Origin of the sequence: Variovorax sp. VRV01 (assembly GCF_014852545.1) — a bacterium.
Lineage (GTDB): Bacteria > Pseudomonadota > Gammaproteobacteria > Burkholderiales > Burkholderiaceae_C > Variovorax > Variovorax beijingensis_A.
In genome coordinates this window covers 20867-40661 of record NZ_JACVBS010000014.1, presented here as the reverse complement: position 1 = coordinate 40661, position 19795 = coordinate 20867, and the positions used below count along the sequence as shown (strand labels likewise).

The window sequence follows — 19795 nt, the reverse complement described above, 5'->3', positions numbered from 1 at the left end:
CATGGAGTTCGAACACGTCACCTTCGACCTGCCGCACGGCACCTTTCATGCGTTGCAGGGGGGTGATCCCGATGGCCAACCGACTATCGTCTTGCACGGCTTCCCGGACCATCCCCCGACCGCGAAGCCCTTCCTTGCCGAACTCGGCCGCCGTGGACGTCACGTCGTCGCACCCTGGCTTCGCGGCTACGCGCCGTCCCCGACTGCGGGGCCGTTCGACTTCGCAGCCCTCACCAGCGACGTGCTCGCGCTGATCGACCTCTGGTCTCCGGGGCGACCCGTTGAGTTGATTGGCCATGACTGGGGGGCCCTGATCACATACGATGCCTGCGTGACCGCGCCGGAGCGGATCGAACGCGCGGCCACTCTCGCAATCCCTCACCCGCTCACGTTCATGCGCCAGCTTGCGCGCCCCGCTCAGCTGCGCCGGAGCTGGTACATGGGACTCTTTCAACTGCCGGGAAGCGGCTGGATGGCCGCCGCCCGCGATCTCGCCCTCATCGATCACCTCTGGCGTCAGTGGTCGCCCGGCCTCTCGCTAGCTCCTGCTCTCCAGGCAGAGCTGCACGAACGCCTGCGGGCGAGCATGCCCGCGCCTCTCAAGTACTACCGGGCGATGCTGCGGCCCGGCATGCTTGGGGCGACGCGCCGCCTGTCTCGGCCGATCGCGGTGCCCCTGTTGCAGCTTCACGGTGCCGACGACGGCTGCATCCTCCCCCAGCAGGTCGACGACCGACATCGGTTCGCCGCTCCGCACGCGCTGGAAGTCATCCCCGGGGTCGGTCACTTCCTGCACATCGAGGCCCCCGAGGCGATCGCGAAACGGATCGCGGCATGGGCCGAGTAGCGTCATTTCCCCCTGCCTCGATAAAAGGGTAGCTAGTTAAGAACGAATCAGAACAAGGAGATAGCATGACAGAGAAAAATGCCTATCAGGTCGCCGACTGGAATGGCCAAAGCGGAGAGCGCTGGGTCGCCAACCAGGCCCGGCTCGACGCTATGGTGGCGGTGTTCGGCCAGGCCGCGATCGAAGCCGTCGCGCCTGCGACGGGCGAGCGCGTGCTGGACGTCGGCTGCGGCGCGGGCGCGTCGAGTCTGGCTCTGGCCGCCCGCGTTGGCCCGGGGGGCCAAGTGCTGGGAGTGGACATATCCGAAGCGCTGATCGACCGAGCGCGCGCGCTTGCGCCACAGGATACGCCGGCCCTGTTCCGGGTGGCCGACGCCAGCAGCGCCGAGCTGCCCGAGGGCGCGTTCGACATCCTGTTTTCGCGTTTCGGGGTGATGTTCTTCGACGATCCGACAGGGGCGTTCGCCCACTTGCGACGCGCGCTCCGGCCGGGTGGGCGGGTCGCTTTCGTCTGCTGGCGCGGCGTGGCCGAGAACGATTGGGTGCGCCTGCCGATTGGCGCGCTCAAGGGCATCGTCCCGCTGACCGCGCTGCCCGATCCCGAAGCGCCCGGCCCATTTTCGTTCGGCGACCAGGGACGAGTGGCGCGCATCCTGACGGCAGCCGGCTTCACCGATATCGCTATCGCGCCCTTCGATGCTTCCGTCCCGTTCGGCGAGGGCGGGACGCGGGACGCTGCGATCGACGACGCGGTGAAGATGGCGCTCGAGGTCGGCCCGCTTTCGCGCGCGCTCGCTGATCAGCCCGACGACATCCGCGCCCGCGCCTCGGCCGCGGTTCGTGCCGTCTTCGCAGGCCTCCCCGGCGAGCGTTCGGTGATGATCGACGGCGCAGCGTGGATCGTCATGGCACGCAATCCGATCAGACCTGCCTCCTTACACAACTGATCCTCCTCACTCCACTGCCTCTACACAACGGAACTGCCATGTCGAATTCCAAAGTTGTCCTCGTCACCGGCGTGTCGTCAGGCATCGGGTGCGCCGCCGCCACAAAGTTTGCCGAACAAGGCTGCCGGGTCTTCGGCACCGTGCGCAACACGGCAAAGGCCCAAGCCATACCTGGCGTCACGCTCATTGAGATGGACATCCGCGACGATGTTTCCGTTGATCGAGGCATTCAGGCCATCATCGCGCAGGCCAAGCGCATCGATGTGCTGGTCAACAATGCGGGTGTGACCCTGCTGGGCGCGACTGAAGAAACCTCGATTGCCGAAGCCCAGACGCTGTTCGAAACCAACCTTTTCGGCCTCTTGCGCGTGATCAAGGCCGTGCTGCCGCACATGCGTCAGCAGCGTTCCGGTCGTATCGTCAATGTCAGCTCGGTGGTGGGCTTTCTATGTTCGCCGTACATGGCCTTGTATGCGGCCTCCAAATACGCTGTTGAAGGGCTGTCCGAGTCACTGGATCATGAAGTACGCCAATTCGGCATCCGCGTGTCGCTGGTCGAACCCTCCTTCACCAAAACCAACCTTGATCTCAACGCGCCTCAGACTGCTGCCAGAATCCCGGACTACAGCAAAGAGCTTGCCATCGTCACCAAAGCCTTCCAGAACAACGTGCAAAAGGCGCCCACGCCTGAAGGCGTTGTGGCGACGATGGTCAGCGCGGCACTTGGTCCGTGGAAGATGCGCCACACGCCCAAGGGCGAAGCGTCCCTCCTGGCCAAGTTGCGCCGTTTCATGCCCGCTGGCCCGGTCGAAAAGGGCCTGCGCAAGACGTTCGGACTGGGCTGAAATCACAGCTGTGTTCACGGCCGGGTGCTAGACCTCATGGAGTGATATGAGCGTGCTTGAACTGAAGGTTCCTCCCCCGATCGTGGCGCTTGTCCTGGCGCTTCTTATGTGGCTGACACCAGCCCTCGCGGGGCTTGTGCAGATTCCCTATCCGGCCCGCGTGCTCTGCGCCGTCGTTTTGGTGTGCGTCGGCCAAGGCATCAGCATCGCCGGAATGCTTGCGTTTCGGCGCGCCAAGACCACCGTGAACCCGGTCAAGGCAAGCTCGGCCTCCTCGTTGGTCATCCGAGGCGTGTACCGCTACACGCGCAACCCCATGTATGTCGGGCTCTTGCTGACCCTGTTGGCGTGGGCAGTGTTTCTGGCGAATCCGCTCGCTGTCCTGTGGGTTGTCGTGTACGTGCTCTACATCACTCGGTTCCAGATCATTCCGGAAGAACGCGTTTTGGCGTCTCTGTTTGGGGCAGAGTACGAGGCTTACAAAAGCAGGGTACGCAGGTGGGTATGAGGCCTGACTGGTCTGCATCGTGCCCGGCACCCAACAAGTTGGGCCCATGGCCTGCGGCGGAATCCACCGACCACCGCTCTTCGCCGCGGACCCACCCGGCACACAGGCATCGCCCCATGGGCTTCAGCATCTACTACACCGCGAAGCAGGACACGCCACTGACCCCCGTCGAGTCGCAGCGCATCGATGCGATCGTGCAATCCTTCGACGTCATCGCCGACGTCGAGCGCTACGCGCACACGGGCAAGGGCCTCAACTGGGAGAGCTTCACGCGCTACGAGACATCGCGGCTGACCGGCGCAGAGGTGTTCTCGGGCGCGACGGCCCTGCCCGACAACACGCCCTTCGCCATGCACAAGGGCGCCCGCCATTGGATCGAGTGCCTCGACCGGATTCGCCGCGAAGTGCTTGCCGATGCGCAGTGGAGCGTGCAGATCGAAGACAACGCGCTGCTGTGGGACGACAAGCATGGCTGGCACGACAAGGCCTCCAACGGCCTTGTGTCGCTCTGGCTGGGCTGTCTGTTGAGCTCGCCGTTCCGGCTGTTCAGCCGGAGCGCCTGAGCCGTCGGCCGCGCCGGCGGCGTGTTTGCTTGCAACGGGCGGTGCCTAGCCCGCGAGCGTCGGATAGTCCGTGTAGCCCTTGGCACCGGGCGTGTAGAAGGTTTCCGGCGCAGGCGCGTTCAGCGGCGCGTCCTGGCGCATGCGGTCGACCAGGTCGGGGTTGGCGATGAAAGCCCTGCCCATGGCCGTCAGGTCCGCGCGCCCTTCGCTCAGGGCCTGCAGTGCGCTGGCCTTGTCGAGTCCGCCGGCAAGGATGAAGGGGCCGTCGAACGCAGCCCTGAGATCGGTCTTCAGCTGGGCGGGGACGGGCGGGGTGCCCATGGCCGAATGGTCCAGCACATGGACGTACATGAGGCCGAGTGCGGAGAGCTGCTTCACCAGCGCCAGGTACTGTTCGTCCACGCCTTCGAACGCGCCGGTGCCATTGAGCACGCCGTGCGGCGACAGGCGGATGCCCACGCGCTCGGCGCCGATCTCCTTCACGGCCGCACGCGCGACCTCGAGCACCAGCCGGTTGCGCCCTTCGGCCGTGCCGCCGTAGCCGTCGGTGCGGCGGTTGACGTTGGCGTTCAGGAACTGCTCGAGGAGGTAGCCGTTGGCCGCGTGCAGTTCGATGCCGTCGAAGCCGGCCTCGATGGCAAGGCGCGCGGCCTTGGCGTATTCGCCGATCGCGGCCTGGATGTCGGCCTCGGCCATGGCGCGCGGCGGCGTGTGCGGCTGGTTGCCTTGTGTATCCGTCCACATCTGGCCGGGGCACGTCTCCGACGACGAGCTCAGCACTTCGGCACCGGCCGGCAGGTTGTCCGTGTGGGCCACGCGGCCGGTGTGCATGAGCTGCACGACGATCCTGCCGCCCTTGGCATGCACTGCGTCGGTCACGAGCTTCCAGCCTTGCACCTGCGCGTCATTGAACAGGCCGGGGATCCGGGCGTAGCCCAGGCCGTTGGGCGAGGGCGAAGTGCCTTCGGTGATGATGAGTCCGGCGCCCGCGCGCTGGGCGTAGTACGTGGCCATCAGGCTGTTGGGCGTGTTGTTCTCGGCCGCGCGGCTGCGGGTGAGCGGCGACATCACGGCACGGTTCTTGAGCGGGGTGGCGCGCAGGGAGAAGGCGTCGAAAAGCATGGACTGTCCTGAAGAAGAAAAAGGGGAGTGAGAAAAAAGAAGAGGGAATGGCCTCGGTCTGCTGGGGCTCAAGCGACCCGGTAGCGCGGGGCCGGCGTTCCCACCTGGGTGGCGGCGAACAATGCGGAGCGCGCCGCTTCGTACTTCTCCCACAGCGTTGCATCGGCGACCGACGGCCACGTGACCGCTTCGCCCTGGTCCCATCCCGCGAGCGCCGCATCGACCATGTGCTCGGTGGTCATCAAGGCGTCCTTGTTGAGGGCCGCCAGCGGAATGCCCGACAGGTCCCAGATCTCGGTGGCCGTCGAGGCCGGCAGGACCAGCTGGACCTTCACGCCGGTGCCGGCCAGCTCTTCCTGCAGGCCCCGGCTGTATTGCAGTACGAAGGCCTTGGTGCCGCTGTAGACGGCGCTGACGGGCAGCGCATGGATGCCCAGCACCGAAGCGATGTTGATGATCACCCCGTCGTTTCTGGCGATGAAGGCCGGCACCACCGCCTGGGTCAGGCGCGTCAGCGCCGTGACGTTGAGGGCGATCTGCGACAGCGCGTCGCCTGCGGACCTCTGGGCCACCGGTCCCAGCCGCGCAATGCCGGCGTTGTTCACCAGGACGCGCAGGTCGGCACGGGTGGACAGGATCGTCTCGATGCGCGCCAGGTCCTCGTCCCGGGTCAGGTCGGCGGTGACCGGCTCGGCCTGGATGCCGTGCGCCTTCGAGACCTGTGCGCAGAGGGCTTCGAGGCGGTCGGCGCGGCGGGCGACAAGAATGAGGTCGTAGCCGCGCGCAGCGAGGCGGTCCGCATAGACGGCGCCGATGCCGGAGGAAGCCCCGGTGACAAGAGCGACTTTCCTGGAGCTGGGATGTGTCATGGATGGCTTTCCAATAAAATTGAGGGCTCAACCAAAAAAGTTGAGGGCTCAAATGTAGAAGCGGTCCGACCCCGGCTGCCGTTGGTACAGCACTCAACCATTTTCTGAACATGGGAATAAGCACCAAAGCCGTCGACGCAAAGAACAGCCTGGCCAAGCCGCCCGCGGACGAGCCGGGCGTGCTGGGCGGGCGTGTCTGCACGAACACGGCACTGCGGCTTGCCGCCCGCCGGCTCGGCCAGCTGTATGACGAAGCGTTGGCGCCGTTGGACCTCAAGGCCACGCAGCTCGCGCTCATCGCGGAAATAGACAAGCTCACGGCGACCGCCCCGCAAGGACCGACGCTGCAGGACCTGGCGGCGCGGCTCGCGATCCAGCTGTCGGCGCTGACCCACGCGCTCAGGCCGCTGGTGCGCGACGGCTTCGTCGAGTTGCGTGCGGACGCCAAGGACCGGCGCACCAAGCACGGCGTGCTCACTCCGCTTGGCAAGGCTCGGCTGTCGGAAGCGGTGGTGCGCTGGGCCGCTGCGAACGACCGCGTGGAGGCCGTGCTGGGCCCTGCCTCGGCGGCGAGCCTCCGGGCCCTGGCCGATCAGGTGTCTTCCGACGCGTTCCTGGCGGCCTACAAGTCGCAGGATTGATCGGCGGCCGCGCAGGTCGAGCCCGGCCTCGGGATCTATGCGGCCACCAAGGCCGGCATCGCGCAGATGGTGAAGGGCTTCGCGTCGAAGGTGGGCAGACACGGCTGCCTCCTCGTCCTAAACTGCGGCCCGCACAACTTCCGTTCGGAGCACCGATGACGACCAATTACCAAGGCAGCTGCCACTGTGGCCGGATCGCCTTCGAAGTCGAGGGCGACATCCAGGGGGCGATGGCATGCAACTGCTCGATGTGCCAGCGCAGGGGATCGCTGTTGTGGTTCGTGCCGCACGACCGGCTCAGGCTGAAGACGCCGCCCGAGGACATCGGCACCTACATGTTCAACAAGCATGTGATCGCGCATCGCTTCTGCGCGGTCTGCGGCATTCATGTCTTTGGCGAGGGCACCGATCCCAAGGGCAACAGGATGGCGGCCATCAACATCCGCAGCCTCGAGGGCATCGACCTGGATGCGGTGCCGGTGCAGCATTTCGACGGGCGTTCGAAGTAGGCCCGGGGCAGCCACCCGCTTGCGCCGGCACGGCCAATCCCGTACGCTGGCCTGGCGTCCACGCGCAGCACCCGAGCCCCCGCAGGCCGCCGGGCCGGCCATGCGGGCGCGTAAGGAGTGCATGCCATGCCAAGCCGATCGAACGGCCTTGCGGCCGAAATGCAGGCCGTGCGAACGCTGGCGCTGGTGGGCGCGGCGGCCGCCGGCAAGAGCTCGCTGGCCGAGAACCTGCTGCACAAGGCGGGCGCCATCGCGGCGTGCGGCAGCATCGAACGCGGCAGCACCGTCAGCGACCATGACCCGCTCGAGCGCCGCATGCAGCACTCGCTCAATGCATCGGTGATGCACCTCACGCACGCCGGCACGCGCATCCACCTGATCGACACGCCCGGCGGGCCCGACTTCCTCGGCCAGAGCCTGCCGGCGCTGGAGGCGGTCGAGACCGCGGCGGTGGTCATCAATGCCGCCACCGGCATCGAGCCGATGACCGTGCGCATGATGGAGTACGCGGCCTCGCGCCACCTGGCGCGCATGATCATCGTCAACAAGATCGACTCGCAGGGCGTCTCGCTGGCGGGCCTGCTGGCCGATATCCAGGCCACCTTCGGCCGCGAATGCCTGCCGCTGAACCTGCCCGACGGGGTCGGCCGCCAGGTGGTGGACTGCTTCTTCAACCGCTTCGGGCAGTCCGACTTCGGCCCGGTCGAGGCGGCGCACCGCGCGCTGGTGGAGCAGGTGGTCGAGGTCGACGCGGCCTTCGTCGACCGCTACCTCGAGGAAGGCGACGTGGACCCGGCCGAGCTGCACGCGCCGCTCGAGCAGGCACTGCGCGAAGGCCACCTGATCCCGGTGTGCTTCGTCTCGTCGCGCAGCGGCGCCGGCGTGGCCGAGCTGCTGGACGTGATCGTCAAGCTGCTGCCCGACGCGACCGAGGCCAACCCGCCGGACTTCATCATCGGCGAGGGTGCGCAGGCCAAGCCCATGGAGGCCAGCCCCGACCCGTCGCTGCACGTGCTGGCGCATGTGTTCAAGGTCACGGTCGACCCCTATGTCGGCAAGATGGGCATCCTGCGCGTGCACCAGGGCACGATCACGCGCGACAGCCAGCTCTACATCGGCGACGGCCGCAAGCCCTTCAAGGTGGGGCACCTGTTCATGCTCCAGGGCAAGGACCATGTCGAGGTGTCGCATGCGGTGCCGGGCGACATCGTGGCGGTGGCCAAGGTCGAGGAGATCCATTTCGATGCCGTGCTGCACGATGCGGCGGAAGACGCCCACGTGCACCTCGCGCCGCTGCCTTTTCCGGTGCCGGTGCACGGCCTGGCCGTGGAGCCCAAGCGCCATGGCGACGAGCAGCGCGCCTGGGAGATCCTGGGCAAGCTCGCGGCCGAGGACCCGTGCCTGCGCATCGAGCACGTGGCCGCGACCAACGAGACGGTGCTCTACGGCCTGGGCGAGCTGCACCTGCGCATCGTGCTCGATCGCCTGCGCGAGGTGTACCGCTTCGAGGTCCAGACGCGGCCGCCGCGCATCGCCTACCGCGAGAGCGTGACCGCACCGGCCGAGGGCCACCACCGCCACAAGAAGCAGACCGGCGGCGCCGGCCAGTTCGCCGAGGTCTTCCTGCGCATCGAGCCGCTCGCGCGCGGCGCGGGTTTTCAGTTTGCCGACGAAGTCCGGGGCGGGGCGATCCCGGGCCAGTTCATTCCCGCGGTGGAGAAGGGCGTGCGCGAGGTGCTGGCGTACGGCGCGATCGCGGGCTATCCGGTGGTCGACGTGCGCGTGGTGGTGTACGACGGCAAGCACCACAGCGTCGACAGCAAGGACATCGCCTTCGCGACCGCCGGCCGCAAGGCCTTCATGGCCGCGATCCGCGAGGCCCGCCCGGTGGTGCTCGAACCGATCGTGCAGATCGAGATCGCCGTGCCCGAGCATGCCGTGGGCGACGTCACGAGCGACCTGTCGGCGCGCCGCGGCCTGGTCACCGGCACGTTGGGCCTGGGAGGCGGCACCGTGGCCATCGGCGGGCAGGTGCCCGAGGCCGAGCTGGCCAGCTACCAGTCGCGGCTCAATGCAATGACCAGCGGGCAGGGCCGCTACACCATTGCGCTGTCGCACTACGAGGCCGTGCCGCCGACGGTCCAGCAGACGCTGGTGAGCCAGTACCGGGTGCGCGACGAGGACTAGTATCGCCCGCCCGAGGCGGCCGGCGGCCCACGGCGCGCGGATGCGCTGCACGCTTTATGGAGACAATGGATCCCCTCCAAACCGACCATGAGGGGATCAAGATGTCAGCCGACGACTGGTGGAAGTGCGGAATCGTCTATCAGGTCTATCCGCGTTCGTTCCAGGACAGCAACGGCGATGGCATCGGAGACCTCGATGGAATCCGCGCCCGGCTGGATCATCTGGTCTCGCTCGGTGTCGATGCGGTCTGGATCTCGCCGATCTATCCCTCGCCGATGGCCGACTTCGGCTACGACATCTGCGATTTTTGCGGCATCGATCCGCGCTTCGGCACGCTGGAAGGCTTCGATGCGCTGGTGCAGGAGGCGCACGCGAGAGAGCTCAGGATCATCCTGGACTTCGTGCCCAACCACACCTCGGACCGCCATCCGTGGTTCGTGCAGAGCCGCAGCGCACGCGGCGATCCGCGGCGCGACTGGTACATCTGGCGCGACCCGGCGCCGGGCGGCGGGCCGCCCAACAACTGGCTCAGCAATTTCGGCGGCCCGGCCTGGGCCTTCGATGCGACCACCGGCCAGTACTACGGCCATTCGTTCCTGAAGGAGCAGCCCGACCTCAACTGGCGCAACCCCGAGGTGCGGGCCGCGATGTACGAGGCGCTGCGCTTCTGGCTCCGGCGCGGCGTCGACGGATTCCGCGTCGACGTGCTCTCGCAGATCATCAAGGACGCGCAGTTCCGCGACAACCCGCCGAACCCCGACTTCGTCGAAGGCCAAGACCCTTTTTTTCGCTGGCTGATGCTCTACAACACGGACCTGCCGGAGGTGCAGCCGATCGTGGCCGAGATGCGCCGCGTGGTCGACGAGTTCAGCGACGCACGCTCGTCGCGCGTGCTGATCGGCGAGCTCTACCTGCCGCTCGCGCGCCTGGTCGCCTACTACGGACTCAACACCGACGGTGTGCTCGAAGGCGTGCAGCTGCCCTTCAACTTCCAGCTGATCGCGACCGAGTGGCAGGCGGCGCGCATCGACCGCCTGGTGCGCGACTACGAAGCCGCCTTGCCCGAGGGCGCGCAGCCGAACTGGGTGCTGGGCAACCACGACAGATCCCGCATTGCGAGCCGCGTCGGGCCGCAGATGGCGCGGCTCGCGGCCATGCTGCTGCTCACGCTACGCGGTACGCCGACGCTCTACTACGGCGACGAGATCGGCATGACGGACGTCCCCATTCCCGCCGATGAAGTCCAGGACCCGTTCGAGAAGAACAAGCCCGGCATGGGCCTGGGCCGCGACCCGGAGCGAACACCCATGCAGTGGAGCGCCGCAGCGCACGCGGGCTTCACGACCGGCACGCCGTGGCTGCGCCTGGCAGCCGACTGGCCCACGCACAACGTGGAAGCGCAATCGCAGGACGCAGGGTCGATGCTGGCGCTCTACCGGCGCCTCATCGCGCTGCGCCGCGCGCAGCCTGCGCTGAACCGGGGCAATTACGAAGCGCTCGATGCAGGGGGCGAGGTGCTCGCCTATGCGCGAAACTTCGAAGGACAGCGGCTGGTGGTGCTCCTGAACTTCGGCGCCACCCCGGCGCCGATCCCGCCGGCGTTGATGCCGCGCCAGCCGATCGTGCTGGCATCGACCGATCCAGCGCGCACCGGGTCCATCGAGTCGCCGCTGGTGATGGCCGCTCACGAAGGCATCGTTCTGGGCGCCGTGAACGACAAAGGTCCGGCGACACGCTGAGCAATCAAGGCCTGCCGGTCTGGATCTCCACGTAGCTGCGCGCGTGCCAGCGCACTCGAATGGGCCACTTCGCGTCGGCGATGGTTTCCGAATTCACGTCCTTGCCGCTGCCGTAGTTGATCTGCCGGTCGGGTCGCTTGTTGAGGCCAACCAGCAGCACGATGCGGCTGCCCGCCGCAAGCCTGCAAGCCGTCACGCGCTCGGCGGTGAACGCCAGCAGCTGGCGCTCGCCGGCCCGAAGAAGCCTGCGGCGCACGCGATGGCCTGCGTAGCTGGCGCGGAAGTCGTAGGGATCGAACAGCAGCTGGTACTCGCCGCTTTCCGTCTGCTCGTAGAGCGAGATGCTGAAGTCCACGTCCTGCCGCGAGGGCGTGATGTCGAACACGCCGTGCAGGCTGCCGGCGATCTCGGTGTCCTGCGGGAGCGGATCACTGACAAAGCGGATGCCGTGGCCCGCCGGCAGCTGCGTCGAGCGCAGCGCGTCCGGCCACGGGATGCGCACGTCACGCCGATCGGCAAGATCGACCGAGAGCCGCGTGCTGCCACCGCCTTCCTCGGGTGGTGACGGCAACAGGCGGTGCGGGTCGTTGCGCTCGCGGGTGTCGAGATAGAAGCGCAGCCGCGTGCGCTGCGGCGCGTCCAGCGCCGGCACATGGCGCCACTGGTCCGCGCCCATCACCTGGTAGTTGATGCGGTCCATCAGCAGGGAAGGCTTGCTCGCGCCCTTCAGGATGTGGTCGAGCCACTGCAGGCGCAGCTCGGGCAGGTCGACGCGTGCGGCGGGGTCCAGCGTGTAGCCGCGCAGCGTTGCCGCCGTGCCGAGCCGGATCGAGGCCGCGTCGTAGGGGCCGAGCAGCAGCGTCGTGTCGGCCTGCGGCCGGTTGTGGCGATGTTCCTGATGGAAGTAGAGCGCGCCGGCGTCCGCGCCGTAGTAGCCGGCGAAGCTGAGCACCGGGATGTCGATGCGCGCAAACTGCTCCGCCGACGGCAGGAATTTCTGCCAGTAGCGATCATGGCTTGGGTGCGTCAGCCAGGTTCGGACCAGCCGGCTGCGCCTGCCCAGCAGGACGCGGTCCACGTCCCAGTAGGGGCGATGGCCGCGATACCAGCGCGCGTCGAGTGCCTGCCACATCGCGTCCGGGTCGGCATCGGCGCCGGCGCGCAGGGGCTCGCCATCCGCGTGCTCCTGCGCCCAGCGCACCATGGCGTTGCGGAAGATCTGTCCGGCCATCGGGAAGTCGATGCCCGGCGCCATCGGCGCGATCGTGGCGATGGCCTTGAGCGCCGCCGGCCTCCTGCGGGCGGCGGCCCAGGCGGCGTAGCCGGAGTAGCCGTCGCCGATCATGCAGACGCGGCCGTCGCTCCACGCCTGCCGGGCAATCCAGTCGATGACGGCAGCGGCATCTTCGCCGTCGCGAACGAACGGCCACACGGCGCCCTTGCCGTCGGGCGTGCGTCCGCGCACGTACGCCGTGATGCCGACGTAGCCTCTGGCGGCGCTGCGCTGGGCGTCGTCCTCGGCCGGATCGAGCGTGAAGCGCAGCAGCGTCGGCAGGGCGCCCAGCGCGTCATTGGCGCGGCCGGGCCGAACCAGGCTCGCGAAGATGACGCCTCCGCGTACGGGAATCCTGAGGTCGGTCTCCGTCACGTAGCGGTTGCGGTTCTCCGCCGCGAACAGTTCAGGCAGCAGCGCACCGAAGCTGCGGCGCGACTCGTACGAAAGCCAGGTCCGCACGAGCGCCAGGGCATCGGCCTGCGGGAGGCTGCCCTTCGCGCGCCAGAGATCGAAAGCCCGGCGCAGCGGCTCTGCGTATACCGCCGCCGGGATGTCGAGCCGCGCCATGATGGCCTGGGCCTGCGCATTGTCGAGCGGCGACACCAGTTCCCGGAACGCGCGCGCGTAGGCTTCGGCGAAGCCGAGGCGCTCGTTCGCTTCGAGCGCGCGCGCACGCGCATACATGCCGTCGAGAATCGCGCGCTGCACCAGGTCGTCGAACGGCTTGCCTTGGCGGCGGGTGCGCAGCGACCGGCTGCTGTCGGAGGCCGCACGGTAGGCGCCGCTGACGATCTGCAGGGCGGTCAGGTTGGCCAGGAAGACATCGGTGTCCGCGTCCTGGTACACCGGCAGGATGCGCTCGGCCAGGTCCCGCATCAGGTCCGCTGCGGCGGCATCCTCGGGATCGCGCGGCGGCCGGAAGCCGAAATCCGCCGCCCAGGCCCCGGCGGGCAGCGCAAGAATCAGCCGCATGAGGGCGCGGCGCGCACGACCGACGGTGGACCCCAGGTGTGTCATGCCCGCTGCTCCTCGCGCACCGTGTTCGGCGCCTTGACCAGATGCACCACCTGCGTGAACAGCCGGTCGCGCGCTTCTCCGGCCGAGCCGATGTGGACTATGCCGGTGTGCTTGAGCCTGCCCAGCACGTCGATGATGAGTTCGACGGTGTCGTCGTCGAACGCGCCGAAGGCTTCGTCCATCACGAGCCAGGGCGGTGCCTGCAGCACCACGCGGGCGAAGCCCAGCCGCAACTGCTCGTCCATGCTGAGCTCCCTCTCCCAGCGGCCGGTCTTGTTCAGCAATGGCTCCAGGCGCTGGAGGCCCACGCTCGCCAGTGCGGCCACCATGGCTTCTCGCGGGTAGCTCGACGGTTCCATCGCATACGACAGCACTTCGGCCAGCGTGCCGCGCGGAATATAGGGCGTGCCGCGCGGCATGTAGTGGATGGTCTCGCCGGCAGGCCGGCGCACGGTGCCGGAGCCCCAGGGCCAGAGGCCCGCGAGCGCGCGGAACAGCAAGGTCTTCTCGGTGCCCGGCGTGCCGAGGATCAGGACGCGCTGGCCGCGGTGCAGGACGAGGCCCGGCGCGTCCAGCCGATCGTGGCCGGTCCAGGAGCGGACCTCGAGCGCTTCGATCGCGAGCGCCCCGGCTTCGCTTTCCTCGTAGGCGATGCGGCTGCCGCCTGCGCGTGCCTCCAGGTCGGACGCCAGCATCCGGCGCAGGTCGGCAACGCGCAGCAGCGTGGCGCGCCAGTCGGCAATGATGCTGAAGTTGTCGACGAACCAGCGCAGCGACGACTGCGCCTGCGTGAAGGCCGCGGCGGCCATCATCAGGCCGCCGAACGACACCTTCCCCGAGAAGTAGAGGGGCGCGGCCACCAGCGTTGGCGCGATGATGGTGATCCAGCCGAAGCCCGCCGTGACCCATGTCAGGTTGGTCAGCCCCAGCACCACGCGCGACGTGGCGCGCAAGACGTCGCCGAAATGCATGGCGACGCGGCGCTTTTCGTCCGCCTCGCCACCCGCCAGGGAGATGCCGTCGAGGTGCTCGTTGATGCGCGTCAGCGAGAAGCGCAATTCGCCTTCGCGCGCGTAGCGCTCGGCATTGCGCGAGATCAGGCCGTTGCCGACCCAGTAGGTGACCAGCGAGCCGGCGACCGCATAGGCAATGGCCGCCCACAGCATGAAGCCCGGCAGCACATGGTCCTTGCCGCCGAAGAAGAGGCTGAAGTCCTTGGAGAGGACCCACAGCACGCTCGCAAAGCTGCCGAACAGCATCGCCGCCTGCAACAGCCCCACGCCAAGGGTGACCGACAGATCGCACAGCTTCAGCGTGTCGTCGTGCATGCGCTGGTCGGGGTGGGCACCCATCGGGCCGCTGGCCTGGAGCCAGAACGCCCGGCGCGGCTGCAGCCACAGCCCCACGAGGTCATTGACCACGGCCTCGCGCAGCTTCAGCTGCAAGGTCTCGCCGAGCCAGCGCTGCGCCACGTTCAGGACCAGCAGCGCACCCGCAATGACCGCGAAGACGCCGACCTGCACGACGAATTCGCCCAGGTCGCGGCGCGAGATCGCATCGTAGAACGGCTTGTTCCAGCTGTTGAGTTCGATCTGCCCATACGCCGTGAGCGCAACGACCACGACGATCGCACCCATCAGCGCGACAAGCGTTTTCGCGACCGGGGACACGCGCAAGGCGCCGAGCAGCTCGCGGACCTGACGGAAGAAACCGGTCCTTGCAGCCGGCTCGACACGGTTCTCTGCCCGCGCGCTCATCCCCGCCGCGACGCCTCGCAGGCGGCGGCCGCGATCCGGCGCGCCGAGACACACGAAATGAACGCGGCGTGGCTCCAGGCCAGTTGCTTCGCCGAGGTCTGCGCGCCGCTGCGCTGGTCGAACTGTTCCGACAGCTCACCGCCGGCCGGCGTGTAGGCGCGCACGGTGGCGAGGTAGGCATCACCGCGTTCGAACCAATGGTGTGCATCGCCGCCCGCCGCCGCGGCGGCACGGAAGCAGAACTCGGCGGCGCCGAGTGTCGAGAAGTAGTACGCGCCGCCCGAGTAGTACACGTCGCCGGCATACCGGCCCATGGCCGCACCACGGCCTGCGGCGCGGCCGTGGTTGATGGGATAGGCCGCATCGAACAGCGCGTCCAGGCGCGCCAGCGTGGCCTGCATGCGCGGATCGGCCGGTCCATGCGCGGCCCCGGTTCCGAGGCTGTGGATTGCCGACAGGATCACCGCGATGTCCAGTGCCTTCGGACCGGGCCGGCCGTCCGACAGCGCGCGTGAGCGGTAGTAGCCGGACGCCGCGCCTCGTTCGCCTCGCTCGTCCACCCAGTAATCGTCGAGCAGGCGCAGCACCGCGCGCGACTCTTCCCGGCAGCGCTGCGCCTGCGCCGCGTCGCCCAGGTCTTCCAGCCAGGCCGCGCCTTCGGCCAGCGCTGCCGCCGCGACGCGCAGCGTGTAGTAGTGCTGGCCGAGTTCCTCTTCCCAGATGTCGTAGGACGGCTCGCGCCAGCGGCGCAGCGTGAAATCGAGATCGAAACGGATCAGCTCGGAAACCTCCGCCAGCAGCGGTGCGTCGAGGTGCCCGCTGGCCGCCCAGCGCAGCAGCGCCAGCGCGCGCAGCGGTGCGCCGTCGTGCTGGGGGCGGTTCCATCGGCAGACGTCGAGCGTGCCGTCGGGGTTCACCCGCGTCTCGGCGGCCACCAGGTCGCCGAAGGCTTTCGCCAGGTCGTGGTCCTCGCGCAGGTACTGCAGGAGTTCGGGGGCCACGCACGCGCTGCGGTCCTCCACCGCGGCAGCCGCGCGGCCGTCGAGGCGGTTCAGGTCCAGGCTGAAGCGGGTGAAGTCGCGCAGGTGCTGCAGGGCTTCGCTGCCGACGCGCCCTTCGGCATAGAGCAGGCGCAGTGCATCGATGACGACGGCGGAATCCCGGAACCAATGAAAGAAGTAGTCCGGGTCCGGGTTGTAGTCGGCGAGGGCGGGCGAGGCGACGATGGCGCCGGGGATCGGCCGCACGGTCTGGCCGAAGCCCGGCCGGTGCTTGACGATCGACACCGGCGAGATGCTGGACAGCATCGCCGCCGCCGAATGGCGCAGCTGTGTTTCGAGCCATGACTCGAACGCCGGATCTACCAGGCTCGCCACGCTGGAGCTCACGCGGCCGACGACCCGAGATGCGGGCTGCTGAAGTCCAGGGCGCGCAGCCCGGCCTGCACTTCGGGCACGCTCATGAACAGTTTCCACAGAAGGCCCGTTCGATGGTTCTCCATCATCACGACGATCGGGCCCTGGTCGATGGCAAGGAAGGTGTCTGCGAACCAGCCTCGCTGCTCGCAGAACGCATCGACGAAGCCGTAGTCCCTCCACACCCGCTCGCCATGCACGGTGAGGAAGTGCCGCAGCACCTGCATCACCTCGGCGGGCGCGTAGGGCAGGCTGGCCAGCGCGGCCGTCGGCGAGATGGTGCCGTTGTCGTTGCTCGGATCGTGCGCGAGGTAGCCGTCGGGGTCGTCGCTCGCGGTCAGGCCCCAGCACGATTCGCCGTAGCCCCGGAAGCCCCGGGGATTGGCGACGCAGTGGGCACGGTTGATCTGCAGGTGGCGGGTGTTGAGATCCCAGTAGTCGGCGTAGCGGTCCTTCAGGCCGCGCGGATCGAGGCCGCAGAACGAGTAGTGTGTGAAGAACAGCGGGCCGCCGTACGGCATGCCCAGCGGTATCTCGATGCCGTAGTACGACCGGCCGTTGAGGAAACCGGACCCCGCTGCGAAGCCGCGGTGGTAGACCCTCGGATCGATCGCATGGCGCGGCGCGGCCGCCGCCAGGAAATAGGTGATGAGGCACTCGTTCCAGCCCCGCACCTCATGGTTCATCGCCCAGCCGTGCTTCGGGCTCCAGTGCCAGTACAGCACGTCGCGCCCGCCCTGGGTGAACCAGTTCCATTCGACCTCGTGCCACAGCGTGTCGATGTCGCTGCGCAACCGGCGCGCCGCGGCCGTGTCCTCGCTGAAATACTGGCGCGCGCAGAGCAGGCCCATGCAGAGGAACGAGGTCTCGACCAGGTCGCCCGCGTCGTCCTTCGGGCTCATCGGGATCGTCGCGCCGCTCGCTGCGTCCATGAAGTGGGGGAAGGCGCCGTGGTAGCGCCTGGCGCGAAAGAGGGCGTCCCGCATGCGCCCCAGGCGCTCCAGCGCCGCGTCGCGCGTGACCCAGCCGCGCTCCACCGCGACGATCAAGGCCATGATGCCGAAGCCCGTGCCGCCGATCGCAACCCGGTCGTCGGCCAGGTCCTCGCCCGTGGCCGCGACCAGCGTGCGGCGGTCGAGCGCCAGGCCGCTGGCGGCATCCGCACCGTCCCAGAAATAGCGGAAGGTCTGCCGCTGCACGGCGTCGATCAAGGCTTCATCGGGCAGGGCTGCCAATGCCTTCGGGTTCCTGTCATCCTTCATCAACACGCACGGCTCCTTTCGTTGGGGTCCCGGGTGTCACGTTTGGTTTCACCGAATCGTCGGCGACGCCACGCGGCCGGGGGGCTCGCTGCCCGCAGCATGCCATCATTAAGGCCCTTGGGTTCTATTCGAAATCCCTGATGAGCCGCATCGACACCCTCATGGCCCGGATGACGCTGGCCGAAAAGCTGGGTCAGCTGACGATGACTGCCTCCAGCTACACGGTCACCGGACCGGTGCTCGCGGGGGACTCCACGCAGTCGATCATCGACGGCACCGTCGGCAATCTGCTGAACATGGTCGGCGCCGGTCCCACGCACGAGATGCAGCGGCTGGCGGTCGAGAAGTCGCGGCTTCGCATTCCGCTGCTGATCGGCCTGGACATCATCCACGGCCATCGCACGCTCTTCCCGATTCCGCTGGCGGAGGCCGGCACCTTCGACGAAGAGCTCTGGGAGCGCACGGCGCGCGAGGCCGCGCGCGAAGGCGCCGCCGATGGCCTGGCGATGACTTTCGCGCCGATGCTCGACGTGTCGCGCGATCCGCGCTGGGGCCGCACCGCGGAAGGCCCCGGCGAAGACCCCTGGCTCAACGCACGCATCGCGCAGGCCAAGGTGCGCGGCTTCCAGGGCGCCGATCTGTCGTCGGCCGAATCGCTGGCCGCCTGCGCGAAGCATTTCGTCGCGTACGGCGCCGTCACCGCGGGGCGGGAGTATGCCGCCGTGGACATCTCCGAGCGCAGCTTGCGCGAAGTGCATCTGCCGGGCTTCGCGGCAGCGGTGCGCGCCGGCGTCGCGACGCTGATGCCCGCTTTCACCGATCTCAACGGCGTGCCGATGACGGCGCACATCCCCTTGCTGCGCGGCTGGCTGCGCGGCGAGATGGGCTGGGACGGCGTCATCGTCAGCGACTACAACGCGATCGCGGAATTGATCAAGCACGGCGTCGCGGCCGATCTCGCCGATGCCGCGGTGCTGGCGCTGAAGGCCGGCGTCGACATCGACATGATGGCCGACGCCTACCGCAAGGGCCTGCCGATCGCGCTCGCGCAAGGACGGGTGACGATCGATGAGATCGACGCGAGCGTGCGCCGCGTGCTGCGGCTCAAGGAGCAGCTCGGCCTGTTCGACGACCCGTACCGCCGCGGCGCGGCACCGGAACCCGAGGCGGTTGTTGCCGAGCGGCGCGCAGTGGCGCGCGACGCCGCGCGCAAGGCCATCGTGATGCTGAAGAACGAGCGCGACACGCTGCCCTTGCCCGTTGCGCCGAAGGCACTGTGTGTCATCGGCCCGCTGGCCGATGCGAGCACCGAGATGAAAGGCCCGTGGTGGGGTGCCGGCGAACACGAGCCGGCCGTCAGCGTGCTTGCCGGCCTGCGCGCCGCGCTGCCGCAGGCCGACATGCGCCATGCGCCCGGCGTCGCCATCGAGGGCGGCGACGACAGCGGCATCGAAGCGGCCATCGCGATGTGCGACGGCGCCGACGCGGTCGTGCTGTGCCTGGGCGAGCGCGCCACGATGAGCGGCGAGGCGGCGAGCCGCGCCACGCCCGCGCTGCCCGGGCGGCAGCAGGCGCTGGCCGAAGCGGTGGTGGCGCGTGCACGCACGCTCGGCATCCCCGTCGTCGCCATCCTGTTCTCCGGCCGCCCGCTGGTCGTGCCCTGGCTGGCCGAACACGCCGATGCGCTGCTGGCTGCGTGGTTCCTCGGCACCGAGGCCGGCCATGCGATTGCCGACGTGGTCACGGGGCGGGTATCCCCCGGCGGCCGCACGCCGATGAGCTGGCCGCGCGCGCTCGGGCAGGTGCCGATCTGTTTCGGCCAGCGTCCCAGCGGCCGGCCGATGAATCCCGCCGACCACTTCACGAGCAAGTACCTGGACGTGGCCAATACGCCGCTGTACGACTTCGGTCACGGCCTGACCTACGGCCGGTTCGACTACGGCGAGCTCCAGGTCGAGCCGCGGCGCGTGCGCGAGCAGGAGCGGCTTGCGATCAGCGTCAGCCTGCGCAACGTCGGCGCGCGCGAGGCCGAAGAGACGGTCTTCCTGTTCGTTCGCCACAAGCTGGGCCGCGTCACCCGGCCGCTGCTGGAGCTCAAGGGCTGCGCGAAACTGAGATTGGAGCCGGGCGTTGCCGGCGCGGTGACTCTGGAGCTGCCGGCGGCCGAGTTGCGCTACCTCGGGCCGGACCTGCAGCCCCTGTTCGAGGCGGGCGAAGTCGAGATCCTCGTCGGGCCGAGTGCCGAGCCATCAGGGTTGCTGCGCCAGACCATCGAGTTGTGTTGAAACCCC

16 protein-coding genes are annotated in these 19795 nt (G+C 68.4%); 10 read left to right on the top strand and 6 right to left on the bottom strand.

Translation table 11 applies throughout. The features are described 5' to 3' along the window. Position 1 precedes the first annotated feature (1 nt). The 5 genes from IB278_RS23005 (at position 2) to IB278_RS22985 (ending at position 3710) form a co-directional block, all read left to right on the top strand. Entirely contained in the window at positions 2–847 is an 846-nt protein-coding gene (locus IB278_RS23005; RefSeq protein WP_192325575.1) for an alpha/beta fold hydrolase, read from the top strand. A gap of 65 nt (positions 848–912) precedes the next feature. Further along, positions 913–1794 carry a class I SAM-dependent methyltransferase gene (locus tag IB278_RS23000; RefSeq protein WP_192325573.1) on the top strand — a complete coding sequence of 294 codons (882 nt, stop codon included), beginning with the start codon at positions 913–915 and terminating at the stop codon, positions 1792–1794. A gap of 38 nt (positions 1795–1832) precedes the next feature. Beyond that, positions 1833–2639 (top strand): oxidoreductase, encoded by an 807-nt coding sequence (locus IB278_RS22995; RefSeq protein WP_007830949.1) that lies wholly within the window; start codon positions 1833–1835, stop codon positions 2637–2639. Between the two features lie 46 nt (positions 2640–2685). Then, the gene (locus IB278_RS22990) at positions 2686–3147 is read left to right on the top strand and encodes a methyltransferase family protein (protein ID WP_192325572.1); all 462 of its coding nucleotides are present in this window, start codon (positions 2686–2688) and stop codon (positions 3145–3147) included. Between the two features lie 116 nt (positions 3148–3263). Beyond that, positions 3264–3710, top strand: coding sequence for a hypothetical protein (locus IB278_RS22985; RefSeq protein WP_192325570.1), 447 nt, complete (start codon positions 3264–3266; stop codon positions 3708–3710). A gap of 45 nt (positions 3711–3755) precedes the next feature. On the opposite strand, the gene IB278_RS22980 is transcribed toward IB278_RS22985, so the two are convergent. Then, a complete protein-coding gene (locus IB278_RS22980) occupies positions 3756–4832 on the bottom strand; it encodes an alkene reductase (protein ID WP_192325568.1) in 1077 nt (358 codons plus the stop codon). 68 nt (positions 4833–4900) lie between these two features. Then, complete coding sequence (locus IB278_RS22975; RefSeq protein WP_145744290.1) at positions 4901–5701, bottom strand: SDR family NAD(P)-dependent oxidoreductase; 801 nt, start codon at positions 5699–5701, stop codon at positions 4901–4903. Between the two features lie 110 nt (positions 5702–5811). Between IB278_RS22975 and IB278_RS22970 the strand changes: the two genes are divergently transcribed. The 4 genes from IB278_RS22970 to IB278_RS22955 all read left to right on the top strand — a co-directional run bounded on the left by IB278_RS22970 (position 5812) and on the right by IB278_RS22955 (position 10777). Next, positions 5812–6342 (top strand): MarR family winged helix-turn-helix transcriptional regulator, encoded by a 531-nt coding sequence (locus IB278_RS22970; protein ID WP_192325566.1) that lies wholly within the window; start codon positions 5812–5814, stop codon positions 6340–6342. A gap of 155 nt (positions 6343–6497) precedes the next feature. Beyond that, positions 6498–6851 (top strand): GFA family protein, encoded by a 354-nt coding sequence (locus IB278_RS22965; RefSeq protein ID WP_192325564.1) that lies wholly within the window; start codon positions 6498–6500, stop codon positions 6849–6851. Positions 6852–6977: 126 nt separating this feature from the next. Beyond that, positions 6978–9038: an elongation factor G gene (gene fusA, locus IB278_RS22960; RefSeq protein ID WP_192325562.1), complete on the top strand. Its 2061-nt coding sequence runs from the start codon at positions 6978–6980 to the stop codon at positions 9036–9038. Between the two features lie 101 nt (positions 9039–9139). Then, positions 9140–10777 carry an alpha-amylase family glycosyl hydrolase gene (locus tag IB278_RS22955; RefSeq protein WP_192325560.1) on the top strand — a complete coding sequence of 546 codons (1638 nt, stop codon included), beginning with the start codon at positions 9140–9142 and terminating at the stop codon, positions 10775–10777. Between the two features lie 4 nt (positions 10778–10781). Here IB278_RS22955 and IB278_RS22950 read toward each other — a convergent pair whose 3' ends face one another. From IB278_RS22950 to IB278_RS22935, 4 genes are read right to left on the bottom strand one after another with little or no spacing between them, the layout of a single operon-like run. Beyond that, the gene (locus IB278_RS22950; protein ID WP_192325558.1) at positions 10782–13070 is read right to left on the bottom strand and encodes a CocE/NonD family hydrolase; all 2289 of its coding nucleotides are present in this window, start codon (positions 13068–13070) and stop codon (positions 10782–10784) included. Then, entirely contained in the window at positions 13067–14827 is a 1761-nt protein-coding gene (locus IB278_RS22945) for an ABC transporter ATP-binding protein/permease (protein ID WP_192325556.1), read from the bottom strand. Before IB278_RS22945 ends, IB278_RS22950 begins: the two co-directional genes overlap by 4 nt. Then, positions 14824–16215, bottom strand: a complete 1392-nt coding sequence (locus IB278_RS22940) for a glycoside hydrolase family 15 protein (protein ID WP_192325554.1) — start codon at positions 16213–16215, stop codon at positions 14824–14826. The genes IB278_RS22945 and IB278_RS22940 overlap by 4 nt, the downstream gene beginning before the upstream one ends. Continuing rightward, on the bottom strand, positions 16212–17504 hold the full coding sequence (locus IB278_RS22935; protein WP_192325795.1) for a glucoamylase family protein: 1293 nt from the start codon (positions 17502–17504) through the stop codon (positions 16212–16214). The genes IB278_RS22940 and IB278_RS22935 overlap by 4 nt, the downstream gene beginning before the upstream one ends. 140 nt (positions 17505–17644) lie before the next feature. On the opposite strand from IB278_RS22935, the gene IB278_RS22930 reads away from it, so the two are divergent. Further along, positions 17645–19789, top strand: coding sequence for a glycoside hydrolase family 3 N-terminal domain-containing protein (locus IB278_RS22930; RefSeq protein WP_192325552.1), 2145 nt, complete (start codon positions 17645–17647; stop codon positions 19787–19789). Positions 19790–19795 lie beyond the last annotated feature (6 nt).

Coding starts and splice junctions, on each gene's coding strand:
- fusA (WP_192325562.1), top strand. CDS start 6,978: ATGCCAAGCCGATCGAACGGCCTTGCGGCCGAAATGCAGGCCGTGCGA.
- IB278_RS22990 (WP_192325572.1), top strand. CDS start 2,686: ATGAGCGTGCTTGAACTGAAGGTTCCTCCCCCGATCGTGGCGCTTGTC.
- IB278_RS22950 (WP_192325558.1), bottom strand. CDS start 13,070: ATGACACACCTGGGGTCCACCGTCGGTCGTGCGCGCCGCGCCCTCATG.
- IB278_RS22985 (WP_192325570.1), top strand. CDS start 3,264: ATGGGCTTCAGCATCTACTACACCGCGAAGCAGGACACGCCACTGACC.
- IB278_RS22970 (WP_192325566.1), top strand. CDS start 5,812: ATGGGAATAAGCACCAAAGCCGTCGACGCAAAGAACAGCCTGGCCAAG.
- IB278_RS22930 (WP_192325552.1), top strand. CDS start 17,645: ATGAGCCGCATCGACACCCTCATGGCCCGGATGACGCTGGCCGAAAAG.
- IB278_RS22980 (WP_192325568.1), bottom strand. CDS start 4,832: ATGCTTTTCGACGCCTTCTCCCTGCGCGCCACCCCGCTCAAGAACCGT.
- IB278_RS22945 (WP_192325556.1), bottom strand. CDS start 14,827: ATGAGCGCGCGGGCAGAGAACCGTGTCGAGCCGGCTGCAAGGACCGGT.
- IB278_RS23005 (WP_192325575.1), top strand. CDS start 2: ATGGAGTTCGAACACGTCACCTTCGACCTGCCGCACGGCACCTTTCAT.
- IB278_RS22995 (WP_007830949.1), top strand. CDS start 1,833: ATGTCGAATTCCAAAGTTGTCCTCGTCACCGGCGTGTCGTCAGGCATC.
- IB278_RS22935 (WP_192325795.1), bottom strand. CDS start 17,504: ATGAAGGATGACAGGAACCCGAAGGCATTGGCAGCCCTGCCCGATGAA.
- IB278_RS23000 (WP_192325573.1), top strand. CDS start 913: ATGACAGAGAAAAATGCCTATCAGGTCGCCGACTGGAATGGCCAAAGC.
- IB278_RS22975 (WP_145744290.1), bottom strand. CDS start 5,701: ATGACACATCCCAGCTCCAGGAAAGTCGCTCTTGTCACCGGGGCTTCC.
- IB278_RS22965 (WP_192325564.1), top strand. CDS start 6,498: ATGACGACCAATTACCAAGGCAGCTGCCACTGTGGCCGGATCGCCTTC.
- IB278_RS22955 (WP_192325560.1), top strand. CDS start 9,140: ATGTCAGCCGACGACTGGTGGAAGTGCGGAATCGTCTATCAGGTCTAT.